The sequence below is a fragment of the Citrobacter sp. Cf125 genome (genome assembly GCF_030333935.1).
Lineage (GTDB): Bacteria > Pseudomonadota > Gammaproteobacteria > Enterobacterales > Enterobacteriaceae > Citrobacter > Citrobacter freundii.
Genome location: NZ_JAOWEY010000025.1, coordinates 957,663 through 977,501 on the forward strand (window position 1 = coordinate 957,663; position 19,839 = coordinate 977,501).

Annotated in this window: 23 protein-coding genes and 1 pseudogene; 20 read left to right on the plus strand and 4 right to left on the minus strand. The window is 45.7% G+C overall.

Features of this window, described 5'->3' with window-relative positions; translation table 11 throughout:
- Positions 1-608: 608 nt before the first annotated feature.
- The 3 genes from OGV89_RS21230 (at position 609) to OGV89_RS21240 (ending at position 3,552) form a co-directional block, all read left to right on the plus strand.
- Positions 609-1,490 carry a hypothetical protein gene (locus OGV89_RS21230; RefSeq protein ID WP_200024779.1) on the plus strand — a complete coding sequence of 294 codons (882 nt, stop codon included), beginning with the start codon at positions 609-611 and terminating at the stop codon, positions 1,488-1,490.
- 565 nt (positions 1,491-2,055) lie between these two features.
- A complete protein-coding gene (locus tag OGV89_RS21235) occupies positions 2,056-2,775 on the plus strand; it encodes an HNH endonuclease (RefSeq protein WP_164084791.1) in 720 nt (239 codons plus the stop codon).
- Between the two features lie 477 nt (positions 2,776-3,252).
- A complete protein-coding gene (locus OGV89_RS21240; protein WP_200024777.1) occupies positions 3,253-3,552 on the plus strand; it encodes a hypothetical protein in 300 nt (99 codons plus the stop codon).
- A gap of 48 nt (positions 3,553-3,600) precedes the next feature.
- On the opposite strand, the gene OGV89_RS21245 is transcribed toward OGV89_RS21240, so the two are convergent.
- On the minus strand, positions 3,601-4,827 hold the full coding sequence (locus OGV89_RS21245; RefSeq protein WP_286559271.1) for a colicin-like pore-forming protein: 1,227 nt from the start codon (positions 4,825-4,827) through the stop codon (positions 3,601-3,603).
- Positions 4,828-5,727: 900 nt separating this feature from the next.
- On the opposite strand from OGV89_RS21245, the gene OGV89_RS21250 reads away from it, so the two are divergent.
- From OGV89_RS21250 to OGV89_RS21280, 7 genes and pseudogenes are all read left to right on the plus strand, one after another.
- The gene (locus OGV89_RS21250; protein WP_071698692.1) at positions 5,728-5,928 is read left to right on the plus strand and encodes a hypothetical protein; all 201 of its coding nucleotides are present in this window, start codon (positions 5,728-5,730) and stop codon (positions 5,926-5,928) included.
- A gap of 2 nt (positions 5,929-5,930) precedes the next feature.
- Positions 5,931-6,290 carry a RusA family crossover junction endodeoxyribonuclease gene (locus tag OGV89_RS21255; RefSeq protein WP_200004607.1) on the plus strand — a complete coding sequence of 120 codons (360 nt, stop codon included), beginning with the start codon at positions 5,931-5,933 and terminating at the stop codon, positions 6,288-6,290.
- On the plus strand, positions 6,287-7,327 hold the full coding sequence (locus OGV89_RS21260) for a DUF968 domain-containing protein (RefSeq protein ID WP_200004608.1): 1,041 nt from the start codon (positions 6,287-6,289) through the stop codon (positions 7,325-7,327). The genes OGV89_RS21255 and OGV89_RS21260 overlap by 4 nt, the downstream gene beginning before the upstream one ends.
- 14 nt (positions 7,328-7,341) lie before the next feature.
- Entirely contained in the window at positions 7,342-7,920 is a 579-nt protein-coding gene (locus OGV89_RS21265; protein ID WP_200004609.1) for a DUF1133 family protein, read from the plus strand.
- Between the two features lie 353 nt (positions 7,921-8,273).
- Positions 8,274-9,260 carry a DUF4747 family protein gene (locus tag OGV89_RS21270; protein ID WP_233590551.1) on the plus strand — a complete coding sequence of 329 codons (987 nt, stop codon included), beginning with the start codon at positions 8,274-8,276 and terminating at the stop codon, positions 9,258-9,260.
- Between the two features lie 2 nt (positions 9,261-9,262).
- The gene (locus tag OGV89_RS21275) at positions 9,263-9,910 is read left to right on the plus strand and encodes a hypothetical protein (protein ID WP_200004610.1); all 648 of its coding nucleotides are present in this window, start codon (positions 9,263-9,265) and stop codon (positions 9,908-9,910) included.
- Between the two features lie 443 nt (positions 9,911-10,353).
- Positions 10,354-10,461: pseudogene (locus OGV89_RS21280) on the plus strand (putative holin); the annotation flags it as partial.
- Positions 10,462-10,597: 136 nt separating this feature from the next.
- On the opposite strand, the gene OGV89_RS21285 reads toward OGV89_RS21280, so the two are convergent.
- Positions 10,598-10,891, minus strand: coding sequence for a hypothetical protein (locus OGV89_RS21285; protein WP_158605707.1), 294 nt, complete (start codon positions 10,889-10,891; stop codon positions 10,598-10,600).
- Between the two features lie 256 nt (positions 10,892-11,147).
- Here OGV89_RS21285 and OGV89_RS21290 point away from each other — a divergent pair, with 256 nt between their 5' ends.
- The 4 genes from OGV89_RS21290 to OGV89_RS21305 all read left to right on the plus strand — a co-directional run bounded on the left by OGV89_RS21290 (position 11,148) and on the right by OGV89_RS21305 (position 13,066).
- A complete protein-coding gene (locus tag OGV89_RS21290) occupies positions 11,148-11,426 on the plus strand; it encodes a phage holin (protein WP_200024774.1) in 279 nt (92 codons plus the stop codon).
- Positions 11,398-11,946, plus strand: a complete 549-nt coding sequence (locus tag OGV89_RS21295; protein ID WP_200024770.1) for a lysozyme — start codon at positions 11,398-11,400, stop codon at positions 11,944-11,946. The genes OGV89_RS21290 and OGV89_RS21295 overlap by 29 nt, the downstream gene beginning before the upstream one ends.
- The gene (locus OGV89_RS21300) at positions 11,943-12,473 is read left to right on the plus strand and encodes a hypothetical protein (protein ID WP_200024769.1); all 531 of its coding nucleotides are present in this window, start codon (positions 11,943-11,945) and stop codon (positions 12,471-12,473) included. The genes OGV89_RS21295 and OGV89_RS21300 overlap by 4 nt, the downstream gene beginning before the upstream one ends.
- Before the next feature lie 62 nt (positions 12,474-12,535).
- A complete protein-coding gene (locus OGV89_RS21305; protein ID WP_200024767.1) occupies positions 12,536-13,066 on the plus strand; it encodes a hypothetical protein in 531 nt (176 codons plus the stop codon).
- A gap of 90 nt (positions 13,067-13,156) precedes the next feature.
- Here the strand turns inward: OGV89_RS21305 and OGV89_RS21310 are convergent, their stop codons facing one another.
- Entirely contained in the window at positions 13,157-13,477 is a 321-nt protein-coding gene (locus OGV89_RS21310; RefSeq protein WP_200024765.1) for a hypothetical protein, read from the minus strand.
- Positions 13,478-14,313: 836 nt separating this feature from the next.
- Between OGV89_RS21310 and OGV89_RS21315 the strand changes: the two genes are divergently transcribed.
- The gene (locus OGV89_RS21315; RefSeq protein ID WP_200024763.1) at positions 14,314-14,559 is read left to right on the plus strand and encodes a hypothetical protein; all 246 of its coding nucleotides are present in this window, start codon (positions 14,314-14,316) and stop codon (positions 14,557-14,559) included.
- A 115-nt stretch (positions 14,560-14,674) separates the two neighbouring features.
- Here the strand turns inward: OGV89_RS21315 and OGV89_RS21320 are convergent, their stop codons facing one another.
- The gene (locus tag OGV89_RS21320) at positions 14,675-15,214 is read right to left on the minus strand and encodes a cytochrome b (protein WP_200024762.1); all 540 of its coding nucleotides are present in this window, start codon (positions 15,212-15,214) and stop codon (positions 14,675-14,677) included.
- 278 nt (positions 15,215-15,492) lie between these two features.
- Between OGV89_RS21320 and OGV89_RS21325 the strand changes: the two genes are divergently transcribed.
- The 5 genes from OGV89_RS21325 (at position 15,493) to OGV89_RS21345 (ending at position 19,827) form a co-directional block, all read left to right on the plus strand.
- On the plus strand, positions 15,493-15,855 hold the full coding sequence (locus tag OGV89_RS21325; protein ID WP_286559282.1) for an HNH endonuclease: 363 nt from the start codon (positions 15,493-15,495) through the stop codon (positions 15,853-15,855).
- Positions 15,856-16,173: 318 nt separating this feature from the next.
- A complete protein-coding gene (locus OGV89_RS21330) occupies positions 16,174-16,671 on the plus strand; it encodes a phage terminase small subunit P27 family (protein ID WP_003832359.1) in 498 nt (165 codons plus the stop codon).
- A complete protein-coding gene (locus tag OGV89_RS21335; RefSeq protein WP_149281608.1) occupies positions 16,668-18,395 on the plus strand; it encodes a terminase large subunit in 1,728 nt (575 codons plus the stop codon). Before OGV89_RS21330 ends, OGV89_RS21335 begins: the two co-directional genes overlap by 4 nt.
- Positions 18,389-18,568: a hypothetical protein gene (locus OGV89_RS21340; protein WP_003832363.1), complete on the plus strand. Its 180-nt coding sequence runs from the start codon at positions 18,389-18,391 to the stop codon at positions 18,566-18,568. Before OGV89_RS21335 ends, OGV89_RS21340 begins: the two co-directional genes overlap by 7 nt.
- Positions 18,568-19,827, plus strand: a complete 1,260-nt coding sequence (locus OGV89_RS21345; protein ID WP_071667538.1) for a phage portal protein — start codon at positions 18,568-18,570, stop codon at positions 19,825-19,827. The genes OGV89_RS21340 and OGV89_RS21345 overlap by 1 nt, the downstream gene beginning before the upstream one ends.
- The last annotated feature ends 12 nt before the right edge of the window (positions 19,828-19,839 follow it).

Consider the following 19,839-nt stretch of genomic DNA (forward strand, 5'->3'; position numbering starts at 1 on the left):
AGAACAGTAATGGCAGACACTGAGCTAGTACACTATAGCGAGCACCGTGGGTGTAGTTGAGGCTGTAAATGCTGTTTTTACGGCGGGTGCGGTCAGTCCGAACCTCCGGAGAAGATTGTGTGCCAAGTAATGGCATGCAAAACATATAACGAACTACCCGAGTATCCAAGAAGAGGTCTACTGACCGACTCCCTGCTAACGAGCATAAACTATGTCTCGTCGATGTCCGCTTCTGGCACGAAGCGGACCGTCTGAAGCACTGCAAGGTCTGCTATGAGCGAGAAGTGGAAGTTAGTGCTAACTGTGATCTAGCACAGCAAAGCCGTCTATGTGGACTCTGACATACCTATTAGATCAGTGGCAATTCAATCCAACTGAACACCAGAATGGAAAACGGACAAAAACTTTACGCTAGGCTATGCGCCACTGCGAATAAACTGCTGAAGGATATGGAAGCAGAAAACACATCATGCTTTGAAGTGAGGAGGCGGCCGCGACAAGGTGTCTTGACCGATCTTAATACTATGCATGGGAACAGTGTCATACAATAAGGCCCGCTCACGATTGGGCTCGCTTAAATCTGGTTGTATGGCTGAGAGGATCTAAAAATGAAACTTTATCATTTTACAGGTGTGGCAATGCTGCACAGCATATTGACGTCGGAAGGAATAAACAAAGGCTATTTCCATCTGAGTGATGGAAAGATGCTTCACGGCCATAGCTGGTACACTTCCTATCCATTGCCCTATGGTCACGGCTTAGTAGACGGCACAGAAGTACTCACCGAAAGCGATAAAGACTTTTTGAGAAAAGCAGGCGGTCAGGATGCTCATAGCCCGGTCAGAGGCACTCATAACAAACGACTCATTCGGCTCACAGTAGACTCAGCCTGGCTCAAGCAGCAAGACACGTTTTACTCTTTTAAAAAACTTTTGCGCAAATATGAGCAGCCGTCAGTGTGGGCCACGATACTTGGCATTCAGGGTTGGGTTAAAACCGAGAACCTCTCTGACAGTGAACTGAAGAGGTGGACAAAGAGCCCCAAGCTCAAACATGACACCTGGTATGTTCATACAGAAACACTGCCTATCGAGCGTATCCTTTCCATTGAATTCATGGAAAAACCTGATGTATACGTACCCTATGACTTCGAGTTGCACGGACGTTTAGAGCTTGAAAAATCAGGTCTGTACTCCATTACTGCCGAGCAATTTAAAGAGCTGAACGAAATTTCGCAGGTGGAGGATTTTACCGGCGGAGAGGTTCTGGTTATATGCCCTAAACTTGACGCTGAACCGACCATTGTTTTCAGAAAACGGAACAGTGCGCATGTTTTTGCTATTAGTGATGGCAGATTCATGGGGAGCCAGGGTACTACATTCATTCCTGAGTCCCTGAAAATAATATCAGACTGGGTTAAGCAAAACTCTGGTCAGTTAATAAATTTATGGAACAGGAGCAAGGAAAATCTAATGAGATACGACTCCTGATATTCCTCTTTAGCCTGTTCGCTGCTGGAAGTACAGGTTGCGGTATATTCTTAGGGATTGAGAATTGCCTAGGTAATGCCAGCATATAGTAACTGCGATACGGGCCAGACAACAATGCGATCGTTCTGTACAGTCACTCTCTGTCTGATCTGATATACATATCCGTAATACAGTTATATTGAAACAGGGCGGCCTTTCAGAATGCTCAGTAGCGTTCCAGCACCACCAGTTGCCCTGACCGTATTCCGCATCGTAATAGGCCGTCTTCTGCTGCCATAAGGAGATCATAAAAGTCTGCTTTTGGCACGAAGCGGACAAGTTACATGAGTCGAAGGTCCGCAGCTAGCGAGGAGCTGAAGTTGGCACTGGACGATCCTCACGCCCCTGGAATGGTAAAAATGGACATCAGTGCCATCGCCTGAAGCGACATGATTACCCTTCAAGCGTCATGCCGCTCTGATATTAGGGGATTTTCTAAAAAATAGAGAAGAAAAGCCTTGCGATTCTGACCATAAAAATAAAAATTGTTGGAGTAATCTATTAACCAACTATAAAAATGGAATCAATGATGGGTTTGCCTGTTCCGAAAAGAAATTTACGGATTTACGACTTGCTGAAACTGGCCGGTATGTCATTAGATGACTGGCCACATGCTAACTCACCCAACCACAACCAACGCTGGGCTTGGCTTGAGGGTGATATCGCAGTGGTTAATGTGTGGACCGATAACATCCAGATATCGACCGGCTCGGAAGATACATACACGACCAGCTACCAAGCTCGGGGTCAGGACAGGAAAGGAAAGGAAACCGATGACATTTATAAGGAGATTATTCGCCGGAGGTTGCCGGTCCGCGTGCTGCTGAAGGTACGCAATACGAGCAAGCGCATTCTGGATACCGAACAGTGGTCTGCTGCCTACGACGATCTGACAGGTGTATTATTCCTTACCCGAGGTGAAGTCGCTCAATACGAAGATCAGCATGGTGATTTTCGTGATGACAGCAGTATAGAGAAATCAGAAGCAGCCCGCAGGAGCAGTGGGTTGCGACTGCAGGCATTAAAAAGAAGCCGTGGAATTTGTGAGTATTGCGGCGAGCCGGGATTTTTGACGAGCAAAGGGACTCTCTTTGCTGAGGTGCATCATATTCAGCCTTTGAGCGAAGATGGTCTCGATACACTGGCTAATCTTGTAGTACTTTGTCCCAATGATCACAGGCGAGCGCACCATTCAACGGAGAGCGACAAAATGAGGCTGTTTTTCACCCAACTCCGTAATGCCTAGCAGGAAGTGTAATTACCCGGTTAGGATGCCGCTCACTAGGCATTTTCTGCGAAATTGCATGTGACTTGACTACCCATATGCATTTTACTTGGCGACCGTTTGCGAATCACTTGCTCGCCAGAAAAGTTTTGCTTAACTCAGTACATTAGACGAAGCTCGGACAAAACGGTACCTGTGCACGATTTACAGTGAGGTAAAAATCGGTTTGCAACCTTGTTGTGGGTTAGTAGCGCCCGCTTCTGGCACGGAGTGGACTGTCAGTTTAGGTTTTGCTCTGTAACGTAAGAGTACCTGCTCAGGTGAGAGCTAATACATGTAACGGTACATGACTTGAAAACGATATATTTAGCATAGCTTCCTAATTAATAAAGATTCATGTTTTTCAGTAGTGCCACACTCGGCCATTGCTGTAAAAATAGACAGTGGAAATGATAATTATTTCCACTTATTATTATTTATTTGGAAGGGGATAACGCTATGAATAACAAGGTTTTTTGTGTGGCCATCATTGCTACTTTGTCTGCAGGTTTAGCTTTTAGTACTCATGCAAGTGAAACCGTAAGCAAAACAGAGGCTAAAACGCTGGTGAACGAAAATAACAAATTCAAAGTGGTGTATGATATTGATGCTAAAGGAAAAATTATAAATATCAGATTTCCTGATGGAGTAGTTGATGCTGAAACCAAGCAAAAACTTACCAAGGAAATGGGAAACTGGACATTCGAAGCCGGAAGCCCAAAGACCGATGTTACATCTATGGTTACTTTAAAAAAATAATAGAACAATCTTCTTAAAAAAGGCGGCCATAGCTGACCGCCTGATCAATTAAATATTGAACAGTTGTTTGTTCATTTTCTCCATCATTCTTTCATTAATTAACGCTCCAGTCACCGTCATAAGAAGCGCAAACACAGCGATGCCAAGAGGTGTAACGGTCAGGAAACTAAATGTGAAAGCAACAGCCATAGAGGCTGCTTTCCCAACCGCCATGCTCTCGATTTTCAACATCGCGTCTTTCCATTCCCCGGTTCGGATACCTTTAGCAATTGCATTAGCTAGCTGAGAATAGTCAATAACCTGACTGGTAATGCCAAAGGCCTTGCTAAACTTCTGAAGATTTTTAGCCAGGGCATCTTTATTAACTGACTCGATAGCTTTTGCGATAGCTTCACGATCCTGCACGCTGAATTTACTGTTGATGGCGCTCTTATGTTTTTCGAAAGCGGCCAGCGCTTCATTGACGTTTCGAAGTTTTTTCCCCTTGGCTGATTCTGCCAGTTCTTTTGCAAGGGACGCGTTTTTTGCACCTAACTTTTCAGTTACGTCACCATAAAAATCGCTGACGAGTTTCACAGAATCAACAACCCGAGATTGTTCTTCTTCAGCCTGCTTTTTCTTCTCGGCGTCCCGGTTAAGGATCTGGTTCGCGGTATTTAAAGCATTCTGTGCGGCAGATTTGTCGGACTTTTTACGCTCAACATCTCTTTTTTTCTGATTCTCCTGTGTGCGGTACCAGACAGGGTCAGTCGGATCAAAGATTTCCAGTTCATAAAAAAGATCCAGTTCCTTTTCTGCACGCTGCAGGGCGACTGTTGCTTCATTGAGGCGTTTCTGGTTTTTAGTTACTTCTGCTTGCGCCTTGTTGAAATTATCAACGGCAAGATTCAGTGCTTGCTGAGAGATCTGTAGAGGAGACGGGCCCGGAGTTGGTGCTGTCCCGGTACCGGAGGAGGCGTTACCACCACCGTTATTATTCCCACCATTACCGTTGTTGCCACCCCATGGTACGCCGCTGTCTTTACCGGGTTCAAGTGCATGAACACCATCAAAAGTCGCAGTGATACCATTACCCAGAACAACTGTCATGGAACCGCCATGGCCAACATTTGCACCATTGCCAGATCCATTTATACCGCCGCTTGGCAGGCGCCCACCAGGTCCATTTCCTGTTGGACCTCCTTTGCCAGAAGTACCGTTTACACCACCAGTCGGTCCACGACCACCACCACCAAAAGCATTGTTGTGCGCGTTATCGCCACCATTTCCAGACATAAAAATTCCTCTTTGACGTTTAAAAAACAAAATTTGCAAATAACTGTATAAACATACAGCTTGAGGATTATTGCTTAACGTCAGAATTACAGTCAATTACGAATGCTTATCATTTTTGGTAGGTGCGATGTAAAAAGGCCTCCAATTGGGAAAGAATTAAATCCTTATCTATTAATATGTTAGGTTGGTTTTTTGAAGCGAGTGACTGAGTGGCAGAAAAATGATTTTTAACAAAATGTGCTGCTAAATTGTTGCAATCAGAAAATGATGGGGAGATAATGCTGTATGTTTATACAGTATAATAAGGAAGGGTTATGAAGATAGAGGTAACCGGTGATCATCAAAAAAAACTGGCCAAAAAATCAGTATGTAAGCTGAGACAGAACGTTACTTGTTGTTCTTTTACCTCCGTTCGTTATCTGAGTAGTTGTAGTGCAAATCCTACAGGAAGCGGTGAGACGCCAGAGGCTGGTTTTACCAAGCCACAGTAATGAATAAATGGACAGGCATTAGAAAGGGGATTTGCAGTGGTAATGATCAACAGTGTTTCGCAAAAAGGTTACGTAGTCATCCGATGCGATGATGGTGTCATTGTAGCCAGACTACCTTCATTTCCGGAATGTACCCGGGCTCTTATGTACCGGCGCGGAGATGTTGCTTCGTTTGTACCGCTCCAGGACGATGAGATTATTGGTACACCAACCCTCTTTACAGAAATGCTAAAAAGAGCGGGTTATCGTGTCACGCAGAATTCTGATAGACTCTCGTCATAGGCCTGAACAACCTATACCTGCTGCGCCACTGGAGATAAACCATGGCGCAAAATCAAATCCAAAATACCCATTCACTGACGTTAACCAACGCCAGCGATTTTCTTTTTGCCGCATCCAGAGGTGCGTTATGAAGAAAAGCTGGTTTCAACATACTCAACTCACCACTGAGCAGGCTGACGAACTGGAAGCCCGCTATCGCGCAAAGCAGATTAAGACCGAGCGTAGTCTGGAAAATGACTTCATTCACTGGACGATCAGCGTGTACTTGCCAGAAGTATCTAAGCCTCCGCGTCAGGACAGAACCTGGCAACAACGGATCTGGAGGTGAATGTGAAAGTCTACGATATCACCCCAATGGGCAAGCCCAGGATGACTCGCGCTGATAAATGGAAAAAGCGCCCCGAGGTTCTGCGTTACCGGGCTTTCTGTGATGAAGTTCGTCTGCAGGGTGTTGAGCTGCCGGAAAGCGGTTCACATGTCACCTTCATTCTTCCGATGCCAGCGAGCTGGAGCAAAAGGAAACGGGCTGAGTTCAACGGTAAACCGCACCAGGCTAAACCTGATTTCGACAACATGATGAAAGCCCTGATGGATGCCATTTACGAAGATGATGCTCACATCTGGGATTCACGCGTCACTAAATTATGGGGTGAGAAGGGACAAATAATTATCGGGGAGATTGCAGAATGAGGGCGCTGCTGAAGCCGGTGGTTGCGCGTGAGCTTGGAATTGTGCTGCTCAAGCCGGGCAGCGAGCTGATGCCATTATTCAGTTGTGAGCGTGTGCTGGTGGAAAGCCAGCCGGCAGGCATGGAACGTTTGCCTGCCGGCTATGTTCCTGACGTTCGCCAGCAGCTTGCCAGTGACGAGTCCCTGTTGCCCTTCTTCCTGGATGAAAAGGTTATAAAGGCCGCAGGTGGGTTTGGTGGTCTTGATTATTGGCTTATGCGTTATGGCGGTAGCTGCTGCCAGTGGCCACACAGTGATTATCATTATCATGAGTTAACCATCCTGCATCATGAACCTGGATCGGTTCTTCTGTGTGGGCATTGTGATAACCATCTGCGTGACCACTACAGCGAACAACTTGCAGAACTGGCGAGACGTAATGTTATTAACTGGATTATCAACAGCATCATGGTGGCGCTTAATCAGGACCCTTCCAGAGAACTGTCGCTGCCGGAGCTATGCTGGTGGGCGGTGCGTATGGGTGTTACCGACGCAATTCCCGAATCAGTAGCCAGGCGGGCGCTTCGTATTCCTTCAGAAGAGCATCAGTCCGTTATGCGTGAATGTGATATCGAGCCGGGGGTAACCGGCACCAGCCTCATTACAGACAAAGTCAGCACGTTAACCGTAAACATGTCATCAGCGCAGGGGCCTGCGCTCAAACCTGTAGTTTGTGTTCTGGTTGATCCTGAGTCCCCGCAAACCTATATGAAACGTCCAAAGCGGATCCGCTGGACGGCCCCCGGGTATCTGGAATGGATTAAAACACAGCCCTGCGAATGCTGCGGCAAACCATCAGATGACCCACACCATTTAATCGGCTGGGGGCAGGGAGGGATGGCTACGAAAGCGCATGATATTTTCGCGATCCCTTTGTGTCGTCAGTGCCATACAGAACTACATAACGACCCGGTGAAGTTTGAGCGAAAGCATGTGCCTCAGCCGGTAATGATTATCAGAGTGCTGGACCGGGCTTATGGGCTCGGCGTTCTGGCGTAATCGGAGAATATTTAATGATAAATCCTTCTGAGATTGGTAAATCAGGCGAGTTGGTCCGCCTACGTACACTGGAAAGCATCTGGGTACAGGGTAAATTACACATGTGGGGCCGCTGGTCTTATATCGGCGGTGGAAGTAGTGGGAACATGTTTAACCAATTGTTAGCATCTGGAAAAATCACCAAAACGGCAATTAACGAAGCGTTACGCCGGATGAAGAAAGCCGGTATCAGCAAGCCCGAATTGGAAGAGTTCTTCAAAGAGATTCTGGAAGGGAAGAATAAGAGCGGTCTGGCTTTCTGTTCTGACGATGAGGGTTTGAAAATTGATGGTGTAATCGCCGCTGTTTTGATGAACGAAAATTACGGTTCTCTCTATGGGGTGATTGTGGATCGTCATCGCCTCCGCAAGAGCAAGCGTCATATGGCTGCAGAGTTACAGCAAAAACATCCTGAATGGACGTTCATGACCTGTCGTCGTCGTATCGACGCATGGGTAAGTCTTGCAGAATCGATGCTTTACGTACCGCTTTGTGACGCGTTCGACACAAATAGCGGCAAATTTTACTTGGAAAGTGAGCCAGTAAGTGCTTAAATTGTGGTAGGCTCGGGACGATAAAGCGAACTGAGCAACAGAACAAATAGAAACCCGCCACTGTGCGGGTTTTTTGTTTTAAAAATCAGGTAAGTTTGTAAAAATTTCCGGCTCACCGATACCTATTTAAATGAGCTGGTGAACCATATCTAAGCATTTTCAATGCCTGTAGCCTTAAACCATCGTTCACGGATTCCTGTGTGGGTAGTTACGTCAAGGTTGGATGATGACAGTTTAAAAACCTGTGATTATGTACATATCTGTATGAAAAATCAGGTTTATTTTTTGGATTTATCCTATTCTAAAGTTGAAAATATCAAAGCAAAAAACTACATTGGTGCCATAAAAATCGCATGGAACAAGAAATTATGGCAATTTATAAATTTTACAATGTGCAGCTTTTACCTATCGATAAAAGCGTTTCTGAGGTTGGTGTTGATGGATATTGCCGCCTTTTTGAAGGTGTGAAGTCTCTCATACTAGAGTGTAAAGAAAAAAAAAGAAAACTCAGCTCTATTGCTACGAAAATGCGCGGTGAAATGTTTTTCGCGCCTTTTTCAGTGACTTTATATGAATATGATAAAACTAATAAAAAACGTATTATATATGGTTCATTCTTAAAGTTTGATGATGTTAATGTCCTTGTAGACACAAATAGTGGTGAGACTGAATATAGGTCTAAAGGCAATACTAGTAGTAAACGTTATGACTTAGAGTTTTTTTTCGATCCGCAAACTCACACTCTCGCTATCCATGATACAAAAGGTTTACCAGCTAGAACGCCTCTCATTCAAGCATTGAATGAGATCCTAGGCACTCACGCAATTCATCTTTTTAAAAAGCATAGTTTAGAAATTGAGGAGCTTACCTCTGCGGATTCAATTACCGAATTTTTTGAATTGCCTAAAAAAGGATATAAGAAGTATGATGGTATTGTGACTTTTTCTAATTCTGATGCCTTTGATGAGATTATGGAGGGTGAGTTAAAGCTTCGAGAACAAGAGTTAAAGGATAAACATGTTTCGAAGTGGGAAACTAGCTATAAAAGTTTTAATAACTCAGTTATGAGTGATTTGCCTGATCAGGCAAAGGTTCAAATGGCCTTGGCAACAAAATATGGTAACGCAGAGGTTTCATATCTGGATGAAAATGGTAATAGACAAAAATATCAAATGGAAAATTACCCAGTTAGAGAACAATTGACACTCAAAGAGTATAAAGGAGTAAAAGGAAAAGCTCTAGCTGTGTTAAATTTAATCAAGCGAGCGATGGAAAAAACAAAACTTGTTCCTAATACTATTAAAAATAACAAGAAGTTTTTAGATGAAATTGGAGATTAATCATGGATGACAATGCGGGATTCAATGAAAGGACCTATTGTCGATTAAGACAAGTTCCTATTGTTGGAGCGATATTTCGCATTGTTAATGCATATGCTTATCAGGGCGATAGTCAATGCAATAAAAAGATCGCCCCTTTTTTTAGATGGTGGGAACGAGTTTTTAAAAAAGCAGTTTATATTATTTTCCTAATTGAACTTATTGTTCTTTATTACGGAGGGGATGTTTCAGCGATCCCATGGAAACCTGATGATTCAATTCTTTCAGTTTTTCCTAGTGTTTTAGGTTTTGGAATAGGTGTTTTTGCACTTCTATTTGTTATGCCTGAAAGTTTTTTAGTTTTTATGTCGGCAAACAAAAAAAGGCTAACTTTTGGGCCGGAAATTGTACCTGTAGACATTGCATATCCATTAGTTATCTTTACGATTGCACTTTGCTGGTCCGTTTTGAATAAAGTTTTTACTAATGATTTTTTCTCTTTCATCAGTATGTTTTTATTTTTCTACGGTATGGCAATGGCATTCGAGTTGATCTCGTTTTTGTTCAATTCATCACTATTAATCCAAAAGATATCTCTTGGAGAATATAAAAAACAGATAAGTCGAACAGTAAAAGAAGATAGAATAAATAGATGGAAGAATAGAAAGTAGAATTATGGGGAATTGAGCCGCTTCTAAGTTGGTATGTGGGGGGGGAGGTTATAAGCATGGTTTCGTGCAGAGTCTCCGTACAGAATATACATCTCCCACCTAGGGAATGCTTAAAATAAACACGATGAGCCAGAGTAAATACTGATAAGTACATTGCTTACCACTTCGGAGTGAGTATTTTTAAACTCTAGTTCGGGTTCATTTCCTCTACAGGCAGTCTATTGTGCATTGCGGGAAATTGTCACTACTAGTTAGAAACAGGTGATAAATACCGATTGCTAAATACAAAATGCCAAACACTCAATCCCTAGCATCCGCCGGGGGATTTTCATTTTCAGGCTCCGGGAATCACTCCTAACTTATCCTTTAACATAAGAACCAGTGGGCGTGATTTTCTTATCCCCTCAATTTTGAGAGGACTCACAGCAATTAAGATGGGTTAAATGTCCGATCCGATTTCCGGTACTGGGCTGGCTGGTGGTATCCTGACGGGGGCCAGTGTCTATGGATTGTTAACCGGAACCGATTACGGTGTGGTGTTTGGCGCATTTATCCGGGTAGCCCGTTCACGAGTCATAAGTAACGAAGTGTGATGTATATGTAAGATCGTATGCGCCTGTTAGGACGCAACTGGAAACAGAGCCTTATAGGCGTATCAGAAAAACCTCCGGCTATGCCGGAGGATATTTAAATAATTTCACCAGTCTTATAACCAAATTTCTCAAGTTTTAGCCTGGCTTCTTCTGCAATCTGCCATGATGAATTAACGGCTACCCAGATATTAGAATGTGTTTCTGGTTGATTCAGTGTTAAAGAATCTATGAAAACTTGAATCGGGTTTATAAGTCCCTCTCTTTTTGTGCTCTCCAAAACAGAGTTAAGACTGTTGCTGATACTTTTACAGGCTTCTGTTAGTGCTGCAATATCCGCATCAAAACTGGATAAGTACACTCTGAATCGTTCATTTTTCCCATTATTCACGATCTATCCTTTTTCATTGGTTGCTAGAACCAAGTAGTAGATCAGGAATTGAATTGGAGAGCAAGCTACTGTAATTGGCTAGTCTAACCTTGCTCGATGGAAAAATTATCAAACATCATTTTTAGGCTACCAAAGCGGCCTTTTTCATTTCAGGCTCACGGGAATCATCCGCTACGTGCTTTGTTGATAAATCCAGCTCGTGAAGCCTGACCCTTTCATCACACACAGCGCCATCCGAAAAATCGGAGGTGAGGCTATGACCAGAATGAGCACCATTTACAGCAGACTTTCATATGGAACAGGAACCACGCTGACCGGTTGCGGTGTATCAGCGAAGGCATATGCCGAAACAGCTATAACAGCAAAAGAGGTGTCCTGGATGTTGGCCGACAGAATTGCAGGGTTAAGCCTGAGCGACTGGGCAATTATTGTCGGTATCGCATGCACTGTTATCACTTGTGCAGTGAACTGGTATTACAGGAAAAAGGAAAGGGAGGACCGACTTAATGGCAATGTCACCAAAGCTGAAGAATAAACTGAGCGTAGCGGTCATTGGTTTGATTCTTGCCGGGGCTTCCGCACCTGTAATTCTCGATCAGTTTCTTAATGAGAAAGAGGGTAACAGCCGTACGGCATATCGCGACGGTGGCGGAATCTGGACAATTTGCCGTGGCGCCACGATGGTTGATGGCAAACCAGTAGTTCAGGGCATGAACCTGTCTGCTGAGAAATGTGTCCAGGTAAACGCCATCGAACGCGACAAGGCGCTGACGTGGGTTGAGCAAAATATTAAGGTACCGCTTACCGAACCACAGAAAGCCGGGATCGCATCTTTCTGCCCATATAACATCGGCCCCGGAAAATGTTTCCCGTCTACGTTTTACAAGCGTATTAACGCTGGTGACCGTAAAGGAGCCTGTGAAGCTATTCGCTGGTGGATTAAAGACGGTGGCCGCGACTGTCGTCTGACCAAAGGCCAGAAAAATGGCTGTTATGGGCAGGTAGAAAGACGGGACCAGGAAAGCGCGCTGGCGTGCTGGGGGATAGACCAGTGAACAGAGTCTTAGGTTTTGTTGGGGTTGCAGTGGTTACTCTTATCGCGGTGCTCAGTGTACTGCTGGTGCACACCAATGCAGCACTGACTACATCTGAGAGTGATAACCGGGTGCTGCGCAGTGACAACGCACTACAGGCGACAGTATTAACCGCTCAGGCTTTCAACTTCAACCGGTTTAACCAGGTAGCCGAGAACGCCAATCGCCTTAACTTACTGATAGATGCTGGCACTGAGAAAACCGTCATCGAATATCGGGAGATTCTCCGACGTGAAAAGACCTGTGATATACCTGTTCCTGCTGATGTCGCTGGTGGGCTGCTCAACTACGCGAACCGTTTACGTGCCAGCGCAATGCACGCCGATACCTGGAACGCTGACGCAGCAAGTGGTAGTACCGCTGCCACCGGTTCCTTAACTTACTGTCAGGCTGTACTATGGATTAATCCGCTACTGGCTGCTATTGACAAAGCGAACAAACAATTAGAGTCCATAAGAGTTATTAATTTGGAGAGAAATAGCAATTAGGAGTAGTGTTTTAAATCATTATTAAATAATATGGTCAACATTGAAATACCACAGAGGTTGTTATGGCTATTCCTGATTGGGTTGTTCTTGTTGTTATTTTCTTGCTGATTATAGGAGCTTTGATTCTCTTGACTTCATTGTTGGCTTTGATTATTAATACTTCATTGAAGAAAACATTAAAAAATAAACTTGCAAAGGGGCTGCTTCATAATGATTTGAATATTTCGGATTTCAAAAATTTGCAATTTAATCTTGGGTTGAGTGATGCCAATGTTCACTCGGCTTTGCTTAATATGAAGTCTGAATTAGATTTTGGTGATGATGATGGCCGAAATTTATTGAAGCCTAAGTTAGATGCACTGATAAGAGAATTTAACACGCAAAAACCTTTTAGCGAACTTCCTAGTAAATTAGTTGAGCCATTGATTGAGGCTAGATTAAAGTCATCGGAGCCGAAAACTATAGACGACTTGTCAGAAAAAATAGCTATTTTTCTTAAAAGACAAAAAAGAAGTGATATCTTAATAAAACTGGCAACATATATAGGGTTGTTTTTAGGACTCATAGGGACAGTATCAGGTTTTTTAAAGTGATATGAATCATTTACTTAAACGCCCTAGTTAATTTATTTGCTATTAAAAAGGCCACACTCGAGTGGCTTTTTTAATGGCTATAACCACATATCAGTTACAAGGACATTTCTTCACGTTTGCCAGCCCAGTAACTGATCTTGCTTCTCTCTCAGCCAATTCAAAGGTTGCTGCGCAAAGCTTCTGGTATCTACCAGTTGTGAAGCCTTTCCTTTCCGTTAGTCCAGGTTGCGGGTTGATTGTTTTACATTTAGCCCGATGAACTCTGGTAAAGCGTTCATCACTCTTGCTAGCCTGACCCCTAGCTGATTTTAAGGTGTTAACGACATATCCATCGGGATTGTCTTTAAGCCATTGATGATAAGCTGATTCGCTATCTGGTTGAATGTCACTTCGGAACACCTTAACGCTCATATTATCTCTCCATGTTGTTTAAAATGAATATATAACAGGAAAACCTTATGGCAAAACCGGACTGGGGAGCACTGCAACACCAGTTCCTCGCCGAGCATGCCAAAACGGGTATATCACCGAAGGACTGGTGGATGAATTACACCTCTGCGAAGTTCGCTAAAGTTTGCAGACGGTTGTTGACACAGCCAGAGTCTTGGTAAACCCATCTGGTTTACAGATTAAGAGATTGGCGTTATAGGCCTTCGGACTAAGCGTGATGTGCTGACGCATAACAAATCGTGACAAGCGAACTGTTCAAACAGTACCGTCCATATCACTCAATAAGTAACAAAAATTATTGCGGAATACCGCCGCTTCGTTATCATCAAGATGTTAACCCACGGAAAGTTCAAGGAGGTCCTTTTGACCCAGTTTTTGGACTTCCCCTTAAGCAACCGTTGATCGTGACGTCGGGGTTCCTGAGCCAGGGGTAACAGAAATCGAAAGGCTAGTGAGAAGGGAGAAATTCCGGGATGGGCAACCATCTTGAGAGCTTTACCACCCGCGTCTGGGACGTTGGAGTCTCCCGCCTTACAGGTCACGCTGTTAGGTCAATGCATGAAGAGCCAAGGGGCTCAGGTGACGTTGTTGTATTCGGACCCCACGCTGGCCATGGCGTCAGTAGGGATACCTGAATACCTCAGTAATTCGCGTTAACTTGGCCTGCCTTTCACCTATCAACCGCCTACGGGCGGTTTTTTTATTGGCATTCCAAAGCTGATCTCCGGGTGGGCTTGATATTGGTGATTAAGTCTTGGGCTAAACTCAATCTGCTATCACCAAGCAGAGGAAATACCATGAGTGAAAAACCGCTGGCATACATTGATGATGATGGAGACCTGATTATCATTGATGAATACGGGTACAAGGTAATTGTGGCAATACAACGCATCCAATCGCCTGCGCATATCGTCCATGAAATGTGGCGACTCACCACGAAGAATAACTATACAAGCGAAGCCTTGTTTCAAGCAATTGAGATCATGTCCAAGAAAATCGGATATGACGCAGCCAAGGGCGGCGACTGGGTGGATAACGGGTGAACAATGCTTACGCCTCTCAGGCCGCCTACGGGCGGTTTTTTATTGCCATCACAAAGGGCATTACAACAGGCATTCACTGAGCGCTTGCTGTAATGATAAACATTAAAATTTGTATTTATTTCTTATCGTTACAATCAGGCATCATCCTCAAAAGAGTGTTATCTTTCTGGACGTAGTGATGAAATAACGCTGCACCAGCATGCGCTGCGATTAAAAAATATCCGATGTTTGCCAGTGTTTCGTGAATATCTTTGATAAGTGATTTTGTTTCCTCGTCAGGAGTAACGAACGATACAACGTTAAAACCTAAGAAACTCCAGTCCTTTCCACCGTAAGCCATAATTGCAATACCTAATAATGGTAGAGCCAAAAAAGAAATGTACAGCAAGATATGCATTATTTTAGCCGCCATCATCTGCCAGGCTAGTGAGGGGGGAATGATGGCTGGGTCATGATACTTATGTTTAATAATTAATCGTATTATCATTAAAAACCAGACAAACACCCCAACATTGTAATGTGTTTCTTTCATGAGAAGGTAGGTGTTGCTGCCTTTGGGAAACCATCCGCGCATCTCCATAGCCGCATAGGTTATCGCTATTAACATAAGAGTTAGCCAGTGTAAGCGAATCTGAATTTTTGAGAATCTGATCATTATTCTTGCCTCAAACAGTGTGTTACATCGAATATAAAGCATGAAACTTAACAAATCCTTATTTTCGTTGAGAGATTAAGAATCTGTTATTCCATTGACCGCATGTGAATGCTTTGATAATCATTCTCATTTTTTTGGGGCCTTTCTGGTAATCCTGGTTGTTACGGGGCGGCGACCGTGCATATTCTCGCTATTTATGAATATTCTCCGCTAGATGCCATTTCCGTTTTTCTCTCCGAGTACAACATAATTTGTATCCAACAAACAGGACTATGCCGATGCCAGCGCGCGCTAAACGCCCATGCCGACACAAAGGGTGTGCGGCAATAACCAACGATGTCAGCGGATATTGTGACCAGCACCAACAGCAGCATGCTGGCGATGGCTGGCGTAACTATCAGGCAGGTAAGAGTAGACAGGAACGTGGATACGGTCGGTCCTGGGAAATCATACGTGAGCGTATCCTACAGCGTGATCAATACCTGTGCCAGAACCATCGCCGGCAGAAGATAGCGAAGAAAGCGACCAGCGTTGACCACATCATTCCAAAAGCTCATGGCGGTACTGATGACGATTCCAATCTTGAGTCGTTGTGCTGGGAATGCCACAGAGCGAAGACGGCAAGAGAGCGTATCCGATGAGTTATACCTATTGCACGTACTGCGGTTCACGGCTTCATACATACGCGAACTGTCCCAAAACATGGGGTGGTTCATCCCGCCGCGCCAACCTGCGCTGCAGCTATTGTGGGCAGTCAGGGCATAACTCTAATGCCTGTCCGCACAATGCGAGCAGCGGTCGTCGGTGCAACCTGAATAATGATTTCCATCTTGATTGATGCCCACACAGGCCAGGGGGTAGGGGGGATCAAATCCCTGACCCCTTTCGCCTTTCAGGACTGCCCGCTTCCTCGTATTTTTATACCCGCGAAAAATGAAATTTAACCAGGAGTGTCGCTTATGGCTGGAACTGCGGGGCGTTCCGGGCGTCGCCCCAAGCCAACGGCGCGCAAGGAGCTGGCAGGGAACCCCGGCAAACGAGCCCTGAATAAAGAGGAACCTGTATTCACTCCGATTAAAGGTGTGGCACCACCTGACTGGTTTTCTGAGGATGATGGTCTGCCAATGGCGGCCGTCATGTGGGAACTGACCACGAAAGAATTATGTGGACAGGGATTACTGTGTGTTACCGATCTTGCCGTACTTGAGCGCTGGTGTGTTGCATATGAGTTCTGGCGCAGGGCGGTTAAAAATATCGCCAGAGAAGGGCTGACTATCACTGGTGCTATGGGGGGGAAGATAAAAAACCCTGAGCTAACCGCAAAGAAAGAGCAGGAATCGGAGATGAGCTCTACCGGCTCCATGCTTGGCCTTGATCCCAGCAGTCGACAACGCCTAATCGGCCTTGCCGGACAGAAGAAAACCTCTAACCCATTCCTGAAGATGATCAACTCATGAGCCGGAAATCGTACCCCAACGTAAACGCCGCGAATCAATATGCCCGCAACGTTGTGCGGGGGAAAATTCCGGCGTGCCAGTTTGTCATTCAGGCCTGCCAGCGTCATATCGATGACATGGCGGCTGAAAAGAGTAAGAAATTTCGTTACCGCTTCGATAAAGACATGGCAGAAAAGGCCGCGAAATTTATCCAGTTGTTGCCACATACAAAAGGAGAATGGGCATTCAAGCGGATGCCGATCACTCTGGAGGCATGGCAACTGTTTATTGTGTGCTGCGCCTTTGGCTGGGTCCAGAAAGGGTCGAAGCTTCGACGATTTCGCGAGGTTTACACGGAGATACCGCGTAAAAATGGGAAATCAGCTATTTCGGCAGGTGTGGCGCTGTACTGTTTTACCTGTGATAACGAGTTTGGCGCTGAAGTATATTCCGGGGCCACAACTGAAAAACAGGCGTGGGAAGTATTCAGACCAGCTCGTCTGATGTGTAAGCGCACCCCGCTGCTGGTGGACGCGTTCGGGATTGAAGTTAATGCGTCCAACCTGAACCGGCCAGAAGATGGCGCGCGTTTTGAGCCGCTGATTGGTAACCCTGGGGACGGCGCTTCACCGCACTGTGCGATTGTTGACGAGTATCACGAACATCCCACAGATTCGCTCTACACCACTATGCTGACGGGTATGGGGGCGCGGCGACAACCACTAATGTGGGCGATCACGACGGCGGGTTACAACATTGAGGGTCCATGCTACGACAAACGGCGTGAAGTGATTGAGATGCTGAACGGCACAGTACCGAATGAGGAATTGTTCGGCGTGATATACACCGTCGACGAGGGGGATGACTGGACCGATCCTAAAGTGCTGGAAAAAGCTAACCCGAATATGGGCGTGTCGGTCTATCGTGACTTTCTCCTCAGCCAGCAACAGAGAGCTATTAATAACGCCCGTCAGGCTGGTGTATTTAAAACTAAACACCTCAACATCTGGGTTGCAGCCCGTGCCGCTTTCTACAACCTGGTTTCCTGGCAGAACTGTGAGGATAAGACACTTACGCTGGAGCAATTCGAAGGACAGCCATGTGTTCTGTCTTTCGACTTGGCGCGCAAGCTGGATATGAACAGTATGGCGCGGTTGTTCACCAGGGAAATTGACGGCAAGACACATTACTACAGCGTTGCTCCCCGCTTCTGGGTTCCCTACGACGCAGTATTCAGCGTTGAAAAGAACGAAGATCGTCGTACTGCGGAGCGATTTCAGAAATGGGTTGAAATGGGACTGCTTACAGTTACTGATGGCGCTGAAGTTGATTACCGCTACATCCTTGAAGAGGCCAAGGCGGCAAACAAGCTCAACCCAGTCAGTGAGTCACCGATTGACCCGTTCGGCGCGACGGGGCTTTCACATGATCTGGCTGATGAAAGCCTTAATCCGATCACTATCGTTCAGAACTACACCAATATGTCTGATCCGACGAAGGAGCTGGAAGCCGCCATTGAGTCAGGCCGCTTTCATCACGACGGGAACCCGATTATGAGCTGGTGTATCAGCAACGTCGTCGGGAAGTATTTGCCCGGTAATGACGATGTGGTTAAACCCATCAAAGAGCAGAACGAAAACAAAATCGATGGCGCGGTTTCGCTGATTATGGCAATCGGACGGGCAATGTTGAATAGCCGGGCGAGTAATTCATCCGTTTACGACGAGGAAGATGTAGCATGCTAATGACGTTTTTAAGTTTTTTTATCGGCCTCGCCGGAGCCGCATTACTGTCTGCCGGTGCCTGGCTTATTTCACCTGCAGCCGGGCTTATTACTGGCGGTTCAATCTGCCTGCTGTGGTCATTTTTAATCGCGAAATCAATGTCTGCCAGCGTAATTAAATCAGGGGGTGAATAATGTTCATTCCCCAGATGTTTCGGGGTAAATCTCAGTCTGGTGGTAGTTTTTGGCAGGCGATGCTGGGTGGTGTGAGTTCCAGCCAGAGCAAGGCGGGGATCATTATCACTTCTGAAACCGCAATGGCGTTATCGGCGGTCCGGGCATGTGTAACGCTTCTGGCAGAATCGGTGGCGCAACTGCCGTGTGAACTTTACAGGCGAGGCGCTAACGGAGGCCGTGAACGGGCGACTGACCACCCTGTTTATGATCTGATTCATTCCCAGCCCAACAAAAAAGACACTTCATTTGAATACTTTGAACAGCAGCAGGGCCTGCTTGGTCTGGAGGGGAATTGCTACTCGATCATCGACAGGGACGGGAAAGGTTATCCCCGCGAATTAATCCCGGTTAATCCCCAAAAGGTCATTGTCCTGAAAGGCCCGGATGGGATGCCATATTATGAACTACCCGAAATTGGCGAAACGTTGCCAATGCGCATGATGCATCATGTGAAGGTCTTCTCATTGGATGGCTATATCGGCAGTTCCCCAATCCAGACGAACGCGGATGTTCTTGGACTAAACCTCGCCGTGGAAGAGCATGCTTCTCAGGTCTTTCGCCGTGGTACAACGATGAGCGGCGTTATTGAGCGTCCAAAAGACGCTCCGACGATCAAAAGCCAGGATGCTATCGACCGCCTGCTGGCAAAGTGGACGGACAGATATTCCGGCGTCAGAAACGCCTTCTCTGTTGCATTGCTTCAGGAAGGGATGAGCTACAAGCAGTTATCTCAGGACAATGAGAAAGCGCAGCTGTTGCAGTCCCGTCAGTGGGGCGTGGAGGAAGTGTGCCGACTCTATAAAATCCCGCCTCATATGGTGCAGATGCTGGCGAAAGCCACGAATAACAACATTGAGCACCAGGGACTGCAGTTTGTGATGTACACGCTGTTAGCCTGGCTGAAGCGTCATGAAGGCGCATTAATGCGCGATCTGCTTTTACCCAGCGAGCGCGGTGATCTGTACATTGAATTCAATGTTTCTGGCCTGCTGCGCGGGGATCAGAAGTCACGCTATGAATCTTATGCGCTAGGCCGCCAGTGGGGCTGGTTATCGGTTAATGACATTCGCCGCATGGAGAACCTTCCACCCATCACCGGAGGAGACAAATACCTGACGCCTCTGAATATGGTCGACAGTAAGCAAATCTTCCCCGGCGATAAAGCGCCAACAGCTAAACAACTGGCAGAAATCGAAACTATTCTGGCCAGAGCCTGATTATTTCCCGCG

Coding starts and splice junctions, on each gene's coding strand:
- OGV89_RS21305 (WP_200024767.1), top strand. CDS start 12,536: ATGGCTATTCCTGATTGGGTTGTTCTTGTTGTTATTTTCTTGCTGATT.
- OGV89_RS21240 (WP_200024777.1), top strand. CDS start 3,253: ATGAATAACAAGGTTTTTTGTGTGGCCATCATTGCTACTTTGTCTGCA.
- OGV89_RS21325 (WP_286559282.1), top strand. CDS start 15,493: ATGCCAGCGCGCGCTAAACGCCCATGCCGACACAAAGGGTGTGCGGCA.
- OGV89_RS21290 (WP_200024774.1), top strand. CDS start 11,148: ATGACCAGAATGAGCACCATTTACAGCAGACTTTCATATGGAACAGGA.
- OGV89_RS21275 (WP_200004610.1), top strand. CDS start 9,263: ATGGATGACAATGCGGGATTCAATGAAAGGACCTATTGTCGATTAAGA.
- OGV89_RS21235 (WP_164084791.1), top strand. CDS start 2,056: ATGATGGGTTTGCCTGTTCCGAAAAGAAATTTACGGATTTACGACTTG.
- OGV89_RS21295 (WP_200024770.1), top strand. CDS start 11,398: ATGGCAATGTCACCAAAGCTGAAGAATAAACTGAGCGTAGCGGTCATT.
- OGV89_RS21340 (WP_003832363.1), top strand. CDS start 18,389: ATGCTAATGACGTTTTTAAGTTTTTTTATCGGCCTCGCCGGAGCCGCA.
- OGV89_RS21330 (WP_003832359.1), top strand. CDS start 16,174: ATGGCTGGAACTGCGGGGCGTTCCGGGCGTCGCCCCAAGCCAACGGCG.
- OGV89_RS21265 (WP_200004609.1), top strand. CDS start 7,342: ATGATAAATCCTTCTGAGATTGGTAAATCAGGCGAGTTGGTCCGCCTA.
- OGV89_RS21270 (WP_233590551.1), top strand. CDS start 8,274: ATGGAACAAGAAATTATGGCAATTTATAAATTTTACAATGTGCAGCTT.
- OGV89_RS21310 (WP_200024765.1), bottom strand. CDS start 13,477: ATGAGCGTTAAGGTGTTCCGAAGTGACATTCAACCAGATAGCGAATCA.
- OGV89_RS21250 (WP_071698692.1), top strand. CDS start 5,728: ATGAAGAAAAGCTGGTTTCAACATACTCAACTCACCACTGAGCAGGCT.
- OGV89_RS21335 (WP_149281608.1), top strand. CDS start 16,668: ATGAGCCGGAAATCGTACCCCAACGTAAACGCCGCGAATCAATATGCC.
- OGV89_RS21260 (WP_200004608.1), top strand. CDS start 6,287: ATGAGGGCGCTGCTGAAGCCGGTGGTTGCGCGTGAGCTTGGAATTGTG.
- OGV89_RS21345 (WP_071667538.1), top strand. CDS start 18,568: ATGTTCATTCCCCAGATGTTTCGGGGTAAATCTCAGTCTGGTGGTAGT.
- OGV89_RS21315 (WP_200024763.1), top strand. CDS start 14,314: ATGAGTGAAAAACCGCTGGCATACATTGATGATGATGGAGACCTGATT.
- OGV89_RS21230 (WP_200024779.1), top strand. CDS start 609: ATGAAACTTTATCATTTTACAGGTGTGGCAATGCTGCACAGCATATTG.
- OGV89_RS21245 (WP_286559271.1), bottom strand. CDS start 4,827: ATGTCTGGAAATGGTGGCGATAACGCGCACAACAATGCTTTTGGTGGT.
- OGV89_RS21320 (WP_200024762.1), bottom strand. CDS start 15,214: ATGATCAGATTCTCAAAAATTCAGATTCGCTTACACTGGCTAACTCTT.